The following is a 16,798-nucleotide window of genomic DNA, read 5'->3' as shown; positions in this document are numbered from 1 at the left end:
CGCCTTGTAGCTCATCCTGCGCGTGGCTACCGCTACAAATACTACAAATGTAATATAAGTTGATGCCTGGCTACCAACGCATGGCTACCGATGCATGGCTACCGATGCGTGGCTACCGACGTGTGGCTACCGACGTGTGGCTACCAAACCACAGTTCTTGTATATCAATGCTTTGAAGACGCGTGGCTACCAAACAACTTGATACTTGAGGGTCTGGCTACCGATGAAATGAGGAGAGATGCCTGGCTACCGATGCTTGGCTACGAAACAACCTGATACTTGAGGGTCTGGCTACCAAGGTGAAGTGAAGGGCGATGAGGGTGATGAGGTTGAGGGGTAACGGTGGGCGATCGCGTAAACGCAAAACCACCCCATCGTTTGACTGGGTGGCATTTACTGACAATGTGAGATGTTACGCTGGAATCTCTTCGCCCGTCTCAACAATACGAGCCGCTTTCATGTATCCTTTCTCGTCATTGACTCGCTCGTAGGTTAACGCTCTACCATCACCTTTGACTTGAACGCTCTCGTTAGGATGACTACCCAAGTAATCGATAATATCCAAGGCTGTTGCCGTCGTTGGAAGCTTGGCAATTTTCTCAGCTTTAGTGATAGAAACAACTTTCGCTCCTGGCGCGTCCGATGGTTGCTCCTTTCCCCACAGCTTGACTAAGTCTGTAATCTCAACTCCCTTATGACGCTTGTTGTGATACTGTTGTATCCCGTACTTGTTGTTATGGTCATCAACAGTCAACTTATGTGTTTGAACCCAACTCGCAATCGCCTGCCTGTTGCATCCTGAGACTTCGCTAAGGGTAGTAGTGCCGATGTACCATCGATCATTGTTGCTTGGCGCATTGTCGTTGTAGTTGGCGATCGCACGAAACGCCCGATAAATCTTTTCCTCCACCGCGCCAGCTACTTTCATGTTTCTTAGCTGGTCGTTCGGGATAGATTCCCAGTCAATATCCTGCTTGGACTCAATCGGTCTACGGACTGGCTCAGTTTTTTCTTGTGGTGCTGACACTGTTAGCACTTTCTTTTCTTTGACTACATCCGCAACATCAGAAGACATCATGCTCATCATCTGTTCCATCATCTGCTCTAGCCGTGCTGTTTGCGCTTCTAGCTTGCCGATGCGGTCGTCAGATGCGGCTGTTTCTACCGTAGAAGGTTCAATGATAGGTGTTTGTGGTTGCTGGCTCATGATTTTCTCCAATTTTTCCTTAAGTTGTTGGTTCTCTTGGTGTACTTGAGTCAATTGTTGTTCATAACTGGTTACGACTTCTTGCAAATGAACAACTTTTTGCTGTGCCTCAATCAATTGGCGTTCCAAGGAATGATTACGATCCGCAGATTCTAGTAAACAATGAAGAGCAGCTTGCTGGGAGGGTAGCCCCTTAGTCCTTTGCAGTTCCTTAACTTTCTCTAGGTCTGATGCGAACGCCTTAACATTAGCTAGCTTTTCTGTCTCCACTTCTGCAAGCCTCACTGGCTTAGTAACAAAATAATCGCCGTACCCAATTGATGTTGCTAGTGTATCAAGCCCTCTATCATCCTCTTTTGTTGGCGTGTAGTGTCCCAGAATTCTCGATACATACAACAGTTTTGCACCAAAACTTCCTTTAACATCTCGTTCTGCCGCTAGCGCTGCATAAGCGGCACGTAATGCTTTAGGATTATCCTGCTCTTCACCGTACCGAAATGGTAAAACAGGTGTCTCCTGTCCTTTATCCCCAAAGTAAGCCCGAACAACACGGCGCAAAGACTGTCCACGCTTATTGTCAAGTTCCACGTTTTGTCTGGTCACGCTTTCGGGGAACTCCTCTTTGACCTGTTTGAGCAATGATTGATTGCTTGGATTTTTGCGTAGTCGAGCCAAAGCCTTGATCACATAATCGGCAGGATACAACGTGGGAATCTCGAAAAAGGGAATATCGCCACGCTTTTTTCCCTGCCCCTCAAACATCACATGATAAGGCTTACCCTCAATAGGAGTGAACCGGGCACGGGCGATGATTTCGTGAGGGCGTCGCCCGGTTGAGGCAATTAACCCAACCGCCAATTCATGAGCAACATCGCTAGCTAAAAGTTGTCCAGTAACTTCTAAATATCTGTCAGGGTCTATCTCAGCGCCATTTTGAACGCGCTCAATCACTCGCGTCGTTTGATTTCGCTGATTCCACTGATCTTTGTCCAAGCCACAGAGCAAGAGAACATAATGCCTTAGCTCTTGCGCCTTAACATTACCTTCAGCATCACACTTGGCTACAAGGTCAGCATTTTTACCCTGTTCTAGTGGTAAACTTTTGAACTTTTTGTAAAACCCATATGCACTTAACTTGGTACCTAGAGTCTTGGTGCTGTAGCTTGTACTTGTATTTACCCACTCATTGAACCGATCACAGTAAAATTTGATTTCTTCAAAGCTCATGAGGTCTTTCGTTGCCTCAAATAGCTCGTCTATCTTTGCTTGTAATGCTTTGCTCATTTGACTCCCCTCTTGTTAACTAGTTATATATTATCGTAACGAGTTATGCAGTGTCAAGAACTAGTTATGATAACTTGTAGTTAAGATGAAATCATCCTAACTACAATCGCTTGTCGTCCTTGTTTTTGTAACAATGAGCAGATAATTACTTAGCGTCCGTCAGGTGACTCATCCCTAAAATGTTAATTACATCTGGGTTTTCCAGTATCTCAAACTGTCCGTAACTGATAGCATTGGTAACAAGTGCCTGTAGCTTGTCTGCGATAATCTTTGATGCAAAGCCACCTCCCGTACAGAAGACAGAACCTCCCCCGACTAGCAGTTGGCTTGATTTGGTCAAAATGTCAGCAATGCTTGGGTTATCGGCAATCCAATTACTGGTACCATCAAGCACACTCTCTGCAATGTTTTCAGTCTTTTCTCCTACTCGGTACGGTACTAGATGTTCGCCGTTTTCATCCATCCTGCAAGCCTTAAGTGCTTCAAAGATACTGCTTAGACTTTTGGTTTCACCCCCGATGTCTGTTTTGTTCAGGCTGATAAAAATCTGACGCGCTAGGTCTTGCATACCTCCACCACTGGCGACGCTTCGGTTAAGAACCTTAGGCAGCTTCCGACCAACTTTATAAGTGGTTAGCGTTAGTGTCCCGCCACCCAAATCCAAGATTGCAAAGCTGTCAACCTCAGTGCTTAAGAGCTTTCTAGCGGCTAATGCGGCTCCATATCCCTCAGAGTAGATGAACTCTGAATCAAGACCTTTGAACTCAATGGTGAACTCACGACCGCGATAAATAAAGGTTTCTATCCCCCTAAGTATTTTGGCAATGTCCCCTTGCTTGTTGCTGGAAAGGGAGAGCAACTTAATGTCTATTTTTAGCCGGATGGGTTTTGACTTATAACGATTTCGTTTGTCCTCCAGTATTTCATCTAAAAAGTCGGAGTCACTGGTCAAAGCGCCAAGCAGCCAAATGTCGAGTTTCTTGATTTTGTTATCCTTGTGTGCCTCGACCACTTCACCCAAAACTGAATCAGAGGCACGACCTACAACATAATTCTTTCCCTTATAGCGGAAACATCCCGCCATGCCCGATGGCAGCTCCCCTTTGATTTCCTTGTAGATACTGTCAATAGTATTGGGGTAATTGTTGAGTAAACACTTGATGCGCTTGCTGCCAGCATCCAAAATCATGGAACAATCAATCAGTGGATTCTTTGATTCCCTTGTTTTTTTCTTTTTGTCGGTAGTATCCGACAAAGAATCTATAATCTCAAGTTGCTGTATGTCTTGCGCTGGCTTTGTTCCGTTCGTTGATGTTTTCATTGTCGTCAACCCTAATTGTGTGTAGTGTGCGCATACTACGCGCAGAAATACGGCTAGTTGGGAAACTCATTCTTTTATTGCGATTGAACTATTAGGAAATAAATTTATGATTAGCAATAGTTCAATCGTCTAATATTTAGAGGTTTTCTATCATTTTGAAAACCACTTCAGCAATCTCCCTTATCAGCAGCTTTTTACTTTCAGCTATAACTGATTCGACTTGTGGTATTTTTTCATACTTATAATTAGCAGCACGACTTAAATCACCCTCTTTTTCAGCACGCTCCATTTCTTTTAGATATAAGTTCATTACACGGCGATGCTGGTTAATGTGGGCAAGGCAATGTCCTACTATTTTGTAAGTTTTAGTTGAAATTGCTGTAAATATGTTGTGAGGTGTCATGTTTGTACTTCCAATTATTAAGTAAAAAAGACTATTTGGGTTTTTCGGTATTACTAACCTCAAAAAGATGGGTTTTGGGTAATCCCAAATAACTGAAAAACAAAATCCTTACATGGCAAGCTTTTCAGGAATCTGGGATTAGAAAGCCCGTGTTTGGAACAAACCAAACCAACCGAAATCTAACCCAAAATTCCGGGTTTAAAAAAGCCTGAAACCCCTGCAAATTATGGGTTGTGGGTTGTTTTGGCTAAAAACTCCAATACTTGAGCCTTTCGAGCCTTGTACTGAGGACTTCTTGATTGTTTCAATCCCCAAGTCTTGTAAATTATTTCCGAAACAGGCAATTTTTTAAACTTATTAATTACCTCTATCTCTTCACTGGATAGTCCTTGATTTGGTTCTACTTGACCTATTCCAGCTAATTTAATGCTCAACTTACTTGTAGATGTCTTTTTAAGACCTTTAGGTGGATTACCTTTATCGCGGTACTCTGAGTAATCCCAGTGTGTTGGATGCAAACACAAAGACCATTGACCATTGATTAAAGTGATAGCCGGATATGCCGTGTCTTGAATCCACTTATATTCCCAATCTTGAAATTCTGGAGCATTAGGCTTTCTGAGTAACTCACGAGACGCACCAACTAAAAACAATTGGTAGAATGCACTTCGGTACTCAGCATCCATCTTCACAGCCGTAGTGGTTTGGCTGTGATTCCCCACTAAAATGACCATGCCAAGTTTCCGACCTTCCACATTAATCTGTCTAATGATTTCCATGATTCGCGTGGGGTCTTCAGCGTTGCTGAGGATTTTACCAAGCTCATCAACAGCAATGATTAATTTACGGCGTCGTGTAGAGTCACCGCCTCTTAAATTCAACTCCTCAGCTAATAATTCAAACTGTTGATAGATTTCTGTCAGTGAGGTGATTTCATGATAGCCATACAGTTCAAATGTTGATTTTTCGTCATTGTGTGGATTAAGCGCTATACGATCGCAGTCGTCACCTCCTAAAATCTGTCCAAGCCAAATCAACACACTAGTCTTACCCGCACCAGGATGACCCGTCACAAGCCAACCACGGTCGCCATTTTTGTATTTGGCTAACGTAGGAATCTTGTCCTCGACATCCTGCTTACTTGCCTTGAGGACAATACCAGGGCTAGTATTTCGCTTGAGTTCAAATCTGATGGATGCTTCACCCTTTTCTTGCTCAATTACTGGCTTGTGTCCTTTCCCCAAGAGGTACTGAATCTCTGAAGCTTTTGATTTTAAATCAGCAAGCTGAGTGGCATCACGAAGCAACAGCCAGAATACGTCCTGGTCTCCCTGATTTTGGGGTTGCCGCTCATGGCAATCCACTTTGATGGGTTTCTCAAGTCGCCACAAGAATTGAATCACTTTGATACATTCACTACCCGCGATTTCATCGCCACCGATAGGAAACTTAGGAGCCTTGCTGATTGCAATCTGTTTTTGTGCGTCTTGATAACGTTGTCTCCAAGAATCAATCTCACGAGCGTGTCTGTCCAAGATTGAATTTTTTTCATCCTCAAAAGCAGCCAGTTTCTCTTGATACTCATCAGCAATCTGTTGCTGTAGTGCCTCTAGCTGACTATTGACATCCCGTATTCGCTGATTTAACAAAGCCTCCCGGTTGTCAACTTCCGACTGACGTTCCAAATGTTGCTCATGCAATTGAGTAGCTATTTGGTCTTTCTTGGCGGCTAACAGCGCTTCTTGAAGTTCTTTCTCTTTCTCGTGAATCCGTTTATCTTTGTTCAGTTCAGCCAGCAGTGCATCATATTCTGATTGCAATTCAGCCGCTCGATTTTCATATTGCTCTCGGTAGCGATTCTCAGCCTCCCGTAGATTGTTGAGCTTGGCAACGTGTTCGTTGTGGAGCGTACGTTTTTCTTGTTCGAGTTTCTTGAGCGCGATCGCGTGGTTTTGTTCCCGGTCAATAATCTCTTTCTCCCAGTGGTCAAGACCATCCCAACGTTCCGCAAACTTTTCCTCTAGCTCGGTCAACTCATGCCGGACACCATGCCGAGCAATGAGGCAGGAAGCGAAGCCTACCAAGGGGATAGCTGTTTTAATTCCTGGATGCAAGTTTTTGTCAAAGGCTGTACCAATAGACAGCGCAGCCGAAACAACACCAATAACGATTAATGGAGACTTTCGCTCTTTATGTTCTGGCATAATGAGAATAATTACTTAATGAAGAGTAATGGAGTGGGTGCGACCTGATATCGCACCTACTTTTTCAATTAGAGAAGTCCTAAAAGGAAAGCAGTCAAGCCAACAAAAGGAACTCCATAGTAAAGCAGGTTTTTAGCTTTAGGATTCGCCACGCTGACCCCTGTGTACGCCCAGATGAACCAGTAGCATACCGAAATGAGCGCAAGTGAGATCAAAGCTATCCTGACCGCGTACAAGGGCATTAGGTTGAGTTCTTTGAGCAGATTGAACACCTGGGTTACGGTCAAAGTTCCAAGGAAGGTTGTAAGCCACTGGAGGCTTAGCCAAGAAATACTGTTGTCACGCATTTGTTTTTACTCTGAAATTAAAAATGCTTTGATGGTTGCCTTACTGGGAATGGTATTTTGACTAATTTCCGACCCATTCACCTCAAGGACTACTTCACGGGTATCGTTTTCATAAGTCTTTTCAGAAAGTCCTAAGCTGAGCGCTCGTAAATCTTCCAATCCTTTGAGGTAGTTCAATTCCCGTTTTTCTTGCGCTAGTGCTTTGCCGTCTTTCTCAGCGGCTAGTTCAATCTGTTTAACGTCATGTTGAACTAAGGCAATGTCCTTGTCTATCAAGGTTGTTTGGTGTTCAATTTCAGCCAAATCAGCTTTTAACCAGGCTGTATCAACTTTGTGTCCAATCTCCTTGTATTGAGCATCAAATACTTCGATCCGCTTCTCTTCAATATCAGCTTTACGAGCCTCTTGGGTAAGCTTGGCGCGGTCAATACGGAGCGTTTGATAGTTGGTTTGGTTTTCTATCTGTTGGCGCTGTCGGGCGAATTCTAGAGGGGTCACAGACTGCCCAGTCACTTCTGCAAAAGCGCTCTTAGTGTTGTGAATGCCGTTACGAACATTTGGCATTTTAGGCGCTTTCTTGCTTGAGTTATTTGAAGAATTTGAGGAATTTGTATTATTAGTGTCTGCCATTGTAGTATTCCGTGGATCGTTGGATAATGACGGGTTGCTTTGGTTGGTAGCGATTTAGGTATGAACTACCTAAAAAACTGGTTAGAAGCAGAATGCAAAAGAAAAAGATTGCTACTGTAACTGCTTCCGGCTCTAAAAGTGGGTCAGTGCCTTTACTTTTCACTTAAGTAACTCAGATTCAATTGGTTTGGGGGCTGCGAAATAGCGCACAACGCCGCCAGTGGTAGCCCGTATGTCCTGGCAGAACTGAGACTGACTACGACCGCACGACCAAGTGGCAGAGAAGGAAAAGAGAACAGCGATCGCACTTAAGAAAGCTGCATTCAAAGCCAGACTTGAAAATTGCTCACCCAATGTATACGGGCGCTGGTCCCGTGCTTGCTCAAATTCTTTCTTACGCTGAAAGTATCGAAGGGTATTAAGCTTCTCTTCAGTCGTGCCTCTAGATACGCTGTCGTACAGCCCTTCTTCGAGCAGTTCAACAATATACTTGCGAGTCTCTTTGGCGTCTTCTAAGCGATAGTATTCCTTTAAATTTCTACTTGCAGCTTTCCAACCACATTGAAAAAGGTCAAAGGTTTCGCGTGTGTAGTAGCCAAGGTTAAAACGCTTAGGAGTATCGTGGCGCTGGTTCTCGTTGTCAGGTAACATTAAATTAGGCTCCAATACAGAACTTATAAGAGTCAGAAGTGGCGATCGCGATAGAGGTGAGATACTTTGCGGTTGCCACTTTCAAAGATTTTGAAAAGATTCTAGAGTTGCTAGAATTACTTGCCGTGGGGGCTGATTGCGCTCAGCTTGCTCTTTTGCATAGATGTAGTCCAGAAACTCGGAAAGGACTCTACACCCATCGGATAGGGTGAGGTCATGGGACTGATTGAAGTCTGAGCAATTTCTGAGTAGGTCAAGAATCTCGTAGGCGGATTCCAGTGTATCGATCTGCTGTTTAGTTAACATTTTCTCTCGTTAGTTCTTGAAATGGATGGAGTGGGCGCTGGCTAATCGGCTCTGAGGGTGCGCCGCGTCCCTCTGTTTGTTTGCGCTCCATAGTTACTAATGTACACTTTAAAACTCATATCATGTGCATAAAATAAATACAGAACAGTTATATGAACGTAGAAAATTGATAAGTGCACGATATACGTTTTTATGCACAAAATACTCGTGGAGAAGCTACAGTGTGTATATTGAACACAGAAAAAGGTAGTTTATATGTATATGACTGTATGCAACGAGGAAAAACGTTTAGTGGGGCGACCAAAAAGAGACGACCGAACCGAAAGGGCTAATTTGAAGCTGAACTCTGAAATCAGGAAAATCTTAAAAACTTCAGCCATTATGAATGGCAGAAGCGAAAGCGCTCAGGTTGAGAGGCTCGTGATAGAGTCTGAAGCGTTATCTAAGCTATTGAAGAAAGATTCTGAGTTAGCGGCTAGGTTACTCCCAAGCCTAAATGAAGAAATCGCCTCATTATTAGATCAGGTGATTGAGAATGATTAAGCCGGATAGAAGAAATGTTAGAGCGATTTCTACGGCAATCTGGCAACGGGAGACGAGGTGAGGGGTGAGCAAAAGAAACCAGCCAGATGACGGCATAGAGCGCGTTGAGGGGAAATTTGACCCATTAGACGAGGAAAGGGATTGGTCGGCGGCGGCGTCCGAAGAACGTTGCAAAAGAATAGCCAGGAACACTGGGAAGCGATTGGTCAAAATTATTGATACCAAGCTTGAACCATTACCAATAATTTGTATTTTTGAGGACTATCCAGATGAGTGAAACAGCAACCACTATACCAGTAAGCACTGTAATTCCCATTCTTACCGCCATAAGCGCTCGCAACTTCCCACTGTTCAAAGAACTTGAGAAGCAATTTGTTACGCAATACGGTGTAGAAATTTGGGAAGACGTTTTTAACCAGCGACTAAAGCCAGCACTAGACCGAGAATCTGATAGATGGCTGCTTGTCCAGTGGTGTAGCCAAGGAATAGTTTCAGTAAAGGATGTGGGATAGCACAGCAAGCAAGCGTGAAAATCGACCGCCACGGGAAAGCAAAGGTTTTATCTACTGAAGAAATCCAGCGATTGTTTACCTCTGGATTGCTTACCATTAGGGACAAAACCCTGTGTGCTGTTATGCTTTACACTGCGTGTCGGGTCAAAGAATGCGTCACTTTGAAAATTAAGGACGTGTACGACTCAAAAGGGAGGGTAAGAAGTGAATTGATTATCCGCAAGAGCAACACTAAAGGGAAGCTGGCGACTCGCACCATTCCCGTGCTGGATGACTTGCAGCGTTACCTGAAACAGTACAAACCTGCAAAAACCGATGATGGCTATCTCTTCCCAGGTCGTTGGGGTCGAGGTCATATCCATGAGGACTCTGCCGCTGCAATTTTTCGAGAAGCGTGTCAACGGGCAGATATTGTTGGGGCGAGTAGCCACAGTTGCCGGAGAACCGCGCTAACTCTGATGTCCAACGCGGGAATTCCCCTTAGAGTGATTCAAGAAGTCAGCGGACACAGAAATCTTGAGCAGTTGCAAAAGTATTTGGAGGTGGACTCGTCACAGGTACGGGGTGCGATCTCGGCTCTGTCGATGCTGACACCCGTGGATGATGATGCCAGCATCGGGAAATATGTTTATCCCGATGTACACTCAAAGCCAGACACAAAAACGACTTCGAGCAACTAAACAATGAAAATCACATCTAGTTCGCAAGATTACGACGCAATAATAGAAGGCTCTCGCACTTTCCATCAAGTCCTACCTCTGGAAGTCGCTAAAGACGAAAATTTCTATCCGGCATTCCACACGATATCCGAATACTGGCAAACAGCACGCAATTGGGTAATTAAAGAGGAGTGGGACAATAAATGCAAAGTCCATCCGAGTAAACTTATACGAGATGCTCTTAAGCCAAGAGGAAATTTACTTATAAAGTATTTCAAACTGTGCGAACGATGTCACGCGTTCCAAGATGTCACAGGCGTTAAAGTACCATTCAAAAATGCTGGCTTTTGGTTTGCAAAAATCTTTAACGAATTATGGGGAATGGAGACTGAATTTACGATCAATCCTCCAGAAGAATTTGTTGAAAATAGTTTCAAAAAAACTTGGATTTTTTTTGAACGCCAAAAGCTAAAAAAAATACGGAGTAACGAAAATCCCTTTATTGAAAACAAGAACGCTGAAGGGTTGTCTGTACTTATTGATACTGCGATTTCCCTTAAAGAGTCAAAAAAATTTCATAAAGATTATTGGAAACCTTTTTTAGAAGCTTACTCAGCTTATATAAACGATTTAGACAAAAACTCGTACTGGGGTAGAGGATACACTGACCAAGATGGTAAATATTTTCGTCAATCTGGCAGGGGGAGAGGAGGACAAACGAGAGTATTAATGGGTACTGCAAAACAGTATATGACTATACAATTTTAGAAGCCTTACACTACAAGCGTTTTCAGACTTAACGCGCGACTTTGACAAGCTCAGTCTTTTAGATTTTTATAAATGAAGTAAAGCGGGTGGCGTCCTTAGCTTTCGGGCAGAGTAACTCGTGCATACCACCAAGAGCGATTACCAGTCGCTCACCCAGCTGCGGGTAACCACCACGGCTACAAAGAAAAATCATCTTTATCCTAACGGGTTCCTGTCTCGAAAAGCCATAGCAGGCTTAAAAAAGTTAAGGGCTGCACATCCCGATAACCGCAAAGGGAGGTACAGCCAAATGAATGAAATATTTTTTTTAATTGTCGATATTTTACCACGGCTCGGTGGTTTAATCAAGCAAAAACGCCTCACAGAGATACTAGAAGGGCTTGAATATCTCGGATACTGCGGCGATGACGCGACAGCTTTGCTGGCTTATCTGCAAACGGGGGTGGCGTCATGAAACGTCCTCCCAACGGATTTGGTACGCCAAAACTCAAAGCTCCGAAGTCACCAAAGACAGAACTACGCAAGCTATTAAGAGCAATCAGGAGAAAAAATAATGTCAGCAAAGGGTTTCTGCAAGAAGTCAGAAGAATCGAAGCAAACAACCCGGAAACAAAGGATAATCCAGGAAGCAGTGGAATTGTTCATGCTTCCTCCAGCGTCGCTGACGGAACAGAAGGCACGGCAGACGATCAAGGCTATGCCGTACGTGTCCATAGTGACAGAGCGAACGGGACAGAAGCACGTAGTTCTTCATGTGGATTCGGAAATGTTAGCCCAGTGCATGGAGAAGAGTGGCTTGCAAGCTGCGTCAATCCTGACATCATCGACTTAAATGTAAAATCTCTCTATGGAAATACTCCCTATGACTACCTCTGCTACTCCGACAAACTACCACGCCTCAACACGGGCGCGTTAAATCGTTTCTGGATGGCGCGTTATAGCCATGCGTACGCAGGCGGTTGGTGGTGTAGCGGTGTAGATGTGTTGACTGGGGAAGACTCCCAATGGGGTTGCTTTAAGTCGGATGAGAAACACACAGATGATGAAGGGAAAACCGTTAAATACGAGCATCCCCCAAAAGTTGCCACCGAGATATTTGCCCTAAAGATTCCCCATCGGCTTTGGGAACTAATCGCGCGTCGGTACGATGTTGCGTTACCTGAGAAGTATCAGGACTTACCTCATGGCGCGTTTTGGCAGTGGATAATAAACCATCCTCAAATCCCTGTGATTATAACTGAAGGCGCAAAAAAGGCGGGTGCAGTACTTTCTTGCGGTTACGTCTGCATAGCCGTACCAGGTATTAACAGCACATACCGTCAACCCAAAGATGAGTTTGGGGAGTCGCAAGGGTTAGCGTCCCTCAATTTACACTTACGAGCGTTTGCCCAAAAGGGAAGACGAATTTACTTTTGTTATGACCAAGATTCAAAGCGCACGACTACGAGAGCCGTCAATCATGCCATAGCCAAGACGGGCAAACTGTTTACCTTCCAAGGATGTGAGGTGAATGTCATCAGTTGGCATCCAACAATGGGCAAAGGAATTGATGATGTTCTCGCTTCCTTGGGTCGTGGAACTTTTGATGAACTGTACTGCAATGCGGCAAGTTTTGATAACTGGCAAAGTAAGCAGTTACGTCAATTAAGTTACACGCCGGACTTAGTTATAAATCAGCGTTATATCGGGGAGATTGTACCACCTAGCGCTCAATTAATTGCAGTTAAAGCGCCAAAAGGTAGCGGAAAAACTGAATGGTTGAGATTCTTGTCAGACGCAAGGTTGCGTAGTGGCGAAGGGAGAGTATTATTAATTACGCACAGAATACAACTGTCCTTGCAAGGTGCGGAAAGATTGGGGTTGCCTTACATTACCGACCTACGAAGCACAGAACAGGGTAGTTTATTCGGCTACGGTTGTTGCATAGACTCCATACATCCCGAATCACAAGCACACTTTAACCCGAACGAATGGCGTGGCGCTTGGGTCGTGATTGATGAGGTGATGCAGGTTATTTGGCATCTGTTGACTAGCCCTACGTGCGTTCAGAACCGGGTCATAATCATAAAAACTTTGCAAGAACTGCTTAGAACAGTTATTAGCACAGGCGGCAAGATTTTTATAATGGACGCCGATTTAAGTGACGTTGGTATTGACTTTATTGAAGGGCTATTAGGGTTTTCTCCAGAACGTTTTATACTGGTCAACGAATATGTATTTAATGAACCTTGGACGATTCATAAATTTGGAGGCAAGAATCCGGCTCAATTAATTGGAGTACTTGAGAAGCGGTTAGAGCGTGGCGAAAAAGCGCTGTTGTCTGTCTCTGGACAAAGAACAAAATCTACATGGGGAACGCAAGCATTAGAAACATACTTTCGGCGCAAATTCCCCCACCTAAAAATCCTTAGAATTGACAGCGAAACTGTTGCGAATCCGGAACATCAAGCGTATAGGGCAACCAAGAATATTAATGAGATTGTGCCACTTTATGATTTAGTTGTTGCATCCCCCACAATCGAAACTGGAATCTCTATTGATGTTGATCACTTTAATGGTGTTTGGTTCATTGGGCAAGGTGTACAAACTTGTGATGGAGTCAGACAAAATCTTAGCCGTGTACGTCCTCCTGTGCCACGATATGTTTGGATAAAACCACAAGGTATTAGTTTTATTGGAAACAAGGCAACGACCCCAAGCGGACTAATCAGTGGTCAAAGACGTGCGGACAAATGGAACAGAGCCAAACTTTTAGAATCTGGTTTGGAACAAATGCCAGATGGTAGTTTTTCACCCATTTCTATAGAAACTTGGGCGAAATTGGCATCTGTGATCAACATGGGTATGTACCACTATGAAGAAACTATTCTTCATGACTTAAAACAGGAAGGACACATTGTTATTGATTGGTGTGGAGATGAAGAGATAGCCCCTGATACTGTCAAGAAAGAAGTCACTTCGGTACGCGACGAACTGTACACCAAACACCGTGATGATGTAGCAGAGGCAGACAGGTTAACTGATACTGAATTTGAGAAACTTTCAAAACAGCAAGAACGCCGAACAAATGAATTGCTGCAATTCCGCAAGGGTCAAATTGAACGTAAATATCTTGTTGAATGTACGCCCGATTTAGTTAAGAAAGATGATGACAAATGGGGAACTAAGTTACGGTTACACTACTACTGGCAACAAGGAAAGGAGTATCTAACTTTCCGCGATCAACGAGCATTTGAGAAGGCGGTTGTTCACGGGCAAGGTGATTATCTTATACTTGATAGCAATAAATCAATGATGCACCCCAAAGTTGCATTATTGGATTATCTGGGGATTTCTCGGCTGTATGATGATCACGGATTCCATAATGAGCATCCAGTAATTCTAGATATCTTCGACAAGATAAAAGCCCAGGTACACAACGTACAGATAGTAGCGGGTGTTGACCTAAAAAAACAGGTTAAGGACGAAAAAAACAAAATTTCTACCGTTCAGCATATCCTTGCACTGTTGGGACATAAAATGGTTTGCTATAGCCGCAAGGGTGGACGGGGACAACAAATCCGTTATTACTCGGCTCCCGCAGCAGATTTCAAGAAGGATGAAGAAACCAAAAAGCCAATTTTAGGTGACAATGGTTTACCCATTCCAGAAAGCGATGGGCGTGAGGAAGTCTTTACAAAATGGTTAGAGCGTGATGCCGAAGCGGTTCGTAAGTGGGAACAGGAAAAGGAACTCGCTGCGAAAGCGGCACAGCAAGCCTTAGAAGACGAGAAGAAGCGTATAGCGGCAGCGCAAAGAGCAAAGCAGATTGCTCAAGCGGAGGCGCAGGCACGGGCGAAGGCAGAGCAAGAGCGGCGCGAAGGAGTTCTTCTAATGTTGCGTCTTTGTGCCGAAAATGAAAGTGAGGATGAAGGCAGGGAAATGTTGAACGATATCAGGTCTCAAAACTCGGCTGACTTGCTTAAGGAACTAGCAAGGGAATTGTCCAGTAAGCAGCGCGATCGCATCCGTCAATGGGTAACTGTAGTATCATAACCATAATATTACAGGTAAGTTAGGATGATTTCATACACACTTAATTAATATGTATTTTATAGGACTTATACCACGCAAACCCGTCGGCGTCGTTGGTAAAAATAGGAGTGTAAGAGGTAAGGACACGTGAAGAGTAGGGGCAGAGAATGGACGCTTGAGGCTCGTGAAGCACAGCGGCAAGCAACTTTACTTATAAAGCCGTGGGAGAAGAGCGCACCACAGAACAAATCTAGATGGGGACAAATGACAAGTGCCTGGAATTGCTACAAATGCGTGGAATTCGTAGGGAATCCCGATGGCATATATGATCCTGTTGTTGCAGCCGCGAGGGGGATGCTACAGGGGCTTGAGATGCTGCTAAAAAGAAGAGCGCCCATAAAGCAGGATTTAGAGGATTTTCGGCTAGCAATCCGGGTAATATTTCGATTTGCTACAAAAGACCGCGATATTGCTCCATATGGCGAGCTTCTTCAAAAGATTTCTAATAACATCAGTGAAGACGCAAGCCCCCAGACAGTTAATAATTCGGAATGTAAAGATATTGATATTGCAATGTATGCAATGAGAGCCATTCTCAAGCAGTACTGTCGTACTAGCTAAAGGTGACTTGAATATTTGTATTTCGTTATCTTGAAGTTAGAACCCGCCACAGCAAGCTGTTAGCGGGCTTTTGATTATCAGAAATGCGTTTATAGAAACTAAAATGTCGGTAAATTAGTCTATTCGACTGTTTTAACCATCAAAGCTATCTCAAACACGAGCAAATAGCGGTTATCGTTGCCCCTGTCGCCAATATAATACCTATCCAGGGACTACCAAAGACCGTTAAGGGAATGGCTACAAATCCTAAAGACAGGATTATCGCTACAGATTTTCCTCCTGACTTCATAATCGGTGCTGCGATCTGCATCCATTCCTTGCTGGGGTTTTCTTCTACTGCCTCTATAGCAGTTTCTACCACTTCAGCAATCAGTTGTGAGGATTTTTCTTCGTTGGTTGTCTTAGTCGATGGTTGTAACACCTCAAAATTTTCATTTTTAGAATGAATTTTTTTCTGGGGGTTGTCATTACAATCAAAGTTTGACATAATAAAACAGCAGCCCTCTTTGGCTGTAGATATGTTTAATAATCCCCTGATATCCGTCTGCAAACGCAATCAGTGGAAAGAGATAAATGACGTAAACGACGTAAACCCCCCTTTGTGACGACTAATCACTCCGGGGGGTTTGCCGTCTATTCAATTTTATAGCAAATGGCTAACAAACTTGTCAACAGAAAAGTCGCTTTAGAATTTATTTTATTTTTTTTGTATATATTTTTCTTTTTCTATAACTACATATCTATATAGTTATATACTTATTCTCTGTTTTGCTTTTAGCTTTTTGTGAAAACAAAAATTTTTTGCATTTTTCTATTTTTTTAGTTGCTCCATTCCAATTTCCAATTCCTAATCAATGGACGACCTGTTGTTAAAATTAATCATCTTTTTGTCTTAGTACAAACTTTTCCATACAATTCATGCTCATGCTTTGCATAAACGTATAACAACATATATTGAGAGTAGCGTAACTACATCCAATATGTCAACCCTTTTATTTATCTTTATCAAAATTACTCGCTCTCTCCTCAACCACGCCATGAATCGGTAGCCGCCCTTCAAATATCAAGCTGTTTGGTAGCCAAGCGTCGGTAGCCACGCGTCTATAGTTATTAAATCTGGTAGCCAGACCTTCAAGTATCAGGTTGCTTGGTAGCCACGCGTCGGTAGCCACGCGTCTCTCGTGATTAAATTTGGTAGCCAGGCGTCCTCAAAGGATTGATATACAAGAACTGTGTTTTGGTAGCCAGGTATTGGTAGTCAGGCATCAACTTGTATTACATTTGTAGTATTTGTAGCGGTAGCCACGCGCAGGATGAGCTACAAGGCG

The 16,798-nt window shown here is 43.6% G+C and carries 19 protein-coding genes; 10 read left to right on the top strand and 9 right to left on the bottom strand.

Annotation, left to right across the window (positions count from 1 at the left end):
- Nucleotides 1–90 precede the first annotated feature (90 nt).
- A complete protein-coding gene (locus ACM0OZ_RS44890) occupies nt 91–276 on the top strand; it encodes a hypothetical protein (RefSeq protein WP_414589402.1) in 186 nt (61 codons plus the stop codon).
- A gap of 136 nt (nt 277–412) precedes the next feature.
- Here the strand turns inward: ACM0OZ_RS44890 and ACM0OZ_RS44885 are convergent, their stop codons facing one another.
- The 7 genes from ACM0OZ_RS44885 to ACM0OZ_RS44855 form a co-directional block, all read right to left on the bottom strand.
- Nucleotides 413–2,491 carry a protelomerase family protein gene (locus tag ACM0OZ_RS44885; RefSeq protein ID WP_414589400.1) on the bottom strand — a complete coding sequence of 693 codons (2,079 nt, stop codon included), beginning with the start codon at nt 2,489–2,491 and terminating at the stop codon, nt 413–415.
- A 145-nt stretch (nt 2,492–2,636) separates the two neighbouring features.
- Nucleotides 2,637–3,812 carry a hypothetical protein gene (locus ACM0OZ_RS44880; RefSeq protein WP_414589399.1) on the bottom strand — a complete coding sequence of 392 codons (1,176 nt, stop codon included), beginning with the start codon at nt 3,810–3,812 and terminating at the stop codon, nt 2,637–2,639.
- A gap of 136 nt (nt 3,813–3,948) precedes the next feature.
- Complete coding sequence (locus ACM0OZ_RS44875) at nt 3,949–4,215, bottom strand: hypothetical protein (protein WP_414589398.1); 267 nt, start codon at nt 4,213–4,215, stop codon at nt 3,949–3,951.
- A 224-nt stretch (nt 4,216–4,439) separates the two neighbouring features.
- Nucleotides 4,440–6,419: a hypothetical protein gene (locus tag ACM0OZ_RS44870; RefSeq protein WP_414589397.1), complete on the bottom strand. Its 1,980-nt coding sequence runs from the start codon at nt 6,417–6,419 to the stop codon at nt 4,440–4,442.
- A 138-nt stretch (nt 6,420–6,557) separates the two neighbouring features.
- On the bottom strand, nt 6,558–6,746 hold the full coding sequence (locus ACM0OZ_RS44865) for a hypothetical protein (RefSeq protein WP_414589396.1): 189 nt from the start codon (nt 6,744–6,746) through the stop codon (nt 6,558–6,560).
- 26 nt (nt 6,747–6,772) lie between these two features.
- Nucleotides 6,773–7,396: a hypothetical protein gene (locus tag ACM0OZ_RS44860; RefSeq protein WP_414589395.1), complete on the bottom strand. Its 624-nt coding sequence runs from the start codon at nt 7,394–7,396 to the stop codon at nt 6,773–6,775.
- A 159-nt stretch (nt 7,397–7,555) separates the two neighbouring features.
- Complete coding sequence (locus tag ACM0OZ_RS44855; RefSeq protein WP_414589393.1) at nt 7,556–8,047, bottom strand: hypothetical protein; 492 nt, start codon at nt 8,045–8,047, stop codon at nt 7,556–7,558.
- A 38-nt stretch (nt 8,048–8,085) separates the two neighbouring features.
- Here ACM0OZ_RS44855 and ACM0OZ_RS44850 point away from each other — a divergent pair, with 38 nt between their 5' ends.
- The 9 genes from ACM0OZ_RS44850 (at nt 8,086) to ACM0OZ_RS44810 (ending at nt 15,470) form a co-directional block, all read left to right on the top strand.
- Nucleotides 8,086–8,259 carry a hypothetical protein gene (locus ACM0OZ_RS44850; RefSeq protein WP_414589392.1) on the top strand — a complete coding sequence of 58 codons (174 nt, stop codon included), beginning with the start codon at nt 8,086–8,088 and terminating at the stop codon, nt 8,257–8,259.
- 355 nt (nt 8,260–8,614) lie between these two features.
- Nucleotides 8,615–8,896 (top strand): hypothetical protein, encoded by a 282-nt coding sequence (locus ACM0OZ_RS44845; protein WP_414589391.1) that lies wholly within the window; start codon nt 8,615–8,617, stop codon nt 8,894–8,896.
- Between the two features lie 64 nt (nt 8,897–8,960).
- Entirely contained in the window at nt 8,961–9,173 is a 213-nt protein-coding gene (locus tag ACM0OZ_RS44840; protein ID WP_414589389.1) for a hypothetical protein, read from the top strand.
- Nucleotides 9,166–9,408 (top strand): hypothetical protein, encoded by a 243-nt coding sequence (locus ACM0OZ_RS44835; protein ID WP_414589388.1) that lies wholly within the window; start codon nt 9,166–9,168, stop codon nt 9,406–9,408. The genes ACM0OZ_RS44840 and ACM0OZ_RS44835 overlap by 8 nt, the downstream gene beginning before the upstream one ends.
- Nucleotides 9,409–9,422: 14 nt before the next feature.
- Nucleotides 9,423–10,088 (top strand): tyrosine-type recombinase/integrase, encoded by a 666-nt coding sequence (locus ACM0OZ_RS44830; RefSeq protein ID WP_414589387.1) that lies wholly within the window; start codon nt 9,423–9,425, stop codon nt 10,086–10,088.
- Nucleotides 10,089–10,091: 3 nt separating this feature from the next.
- Entirely contained in the window at nt 10,092–10,835 is a 744-nt protein-coding gene (locus tag ACM0OZ_RS44825; RefSeq protein ID WP_414589385.1) for a hypothetical protein, read from the top strand.
- Nucleotides 10,836–10,953: 118 nt separating this feature from the next.
- On the top strand, nt 10,954–11,289 hold the full coding sequence (locus ACM0OZ_RS44820) for a hypothetical protein (RefSeq protein WP_414589384.1): 336 nt from the start codon (nt 10,954–10,956) through the stop codon (nt 11,287–11,289).
- Nucleotides 11,286–14,870 carry a plasmid replication protein, CyRepA1 family gene (locus ACM0OZ_RS44815; RefSeq protein ID WP_414589383.1) on the top strand — a complete coding sequence of 1,195 codons (3,585 nt, stop codon included), beginning with the start codon at nt 11,286–11,288 and terminating at the stop codon, nt 14,868–14,870. The genes ACM0OZ_RS44820 and ACM0OZ_RS44815 overlap by 4 nt, the downstream gene beginning before the upstream one ends.
- Nucleotides 14,871–14,996: 126 nt before the next feature.
- Nucleotides 14,997–15,470, top strand: a complete 474-nt coding sequence (locus tag ACM0OZ_RS44810; RefSeq protein WP_414589382.1) for a hypothetical protein — start codon at nt 14,997–14,999, stop codon at nt 15,468–15,470.
- A gap of 145 nt (nt 15,471–15,615) precedes the next feature.
- Here the strand turns inward: ACM0OZ_RS44810 and ACM0OZ_RS44805 are convergent, their stop codons facing one another.
- Together ACM0OZ_RS44805 and ACM0OZ_RS44800 are read right to left on the bottom strand one after the other, a co-directional pair.
- Nucleotides 15,616–15,957, bottom strand: coding sequence for a hypothetical protein (locus ACM0OZ_RS44805; protein WP_414589381.1), 342 nt, complete (start codon nt 15,955–15,957; stop codon nt 15,616–15,618).
- Nucleotides 15,958–16,462: 505 nt separating this feature from the next.
- Nucleotides 16,463–16,642, bottom strand: a complete 180-nt coding sequence (locus tag ACM0OZ_RS44800; protein WP_414589379.1) for a hypothetical protein — start codon at nt 16,640–16,642, stop codon at nt 16,463–16,465.
- Between the last annotated feature and the right edge of the window lie 156 nt (nt 16,643–16,798).

It is taken from the genome of Scytonema sp. PCC 10023, from assembly GCF_963920835.1.
In the GTDB taxonomy this organism is placed as follows: domain Bacteria; phylum Cyanobacteriota; class Cyanobacteriia; order Cyanobacteriales; family Nostocaceae; genus Kalymmatonema.
Note: the sequence above shows the minus strand (reverse complement) of the source record. Positions and strands in the feature narration are given on the sequence as shown.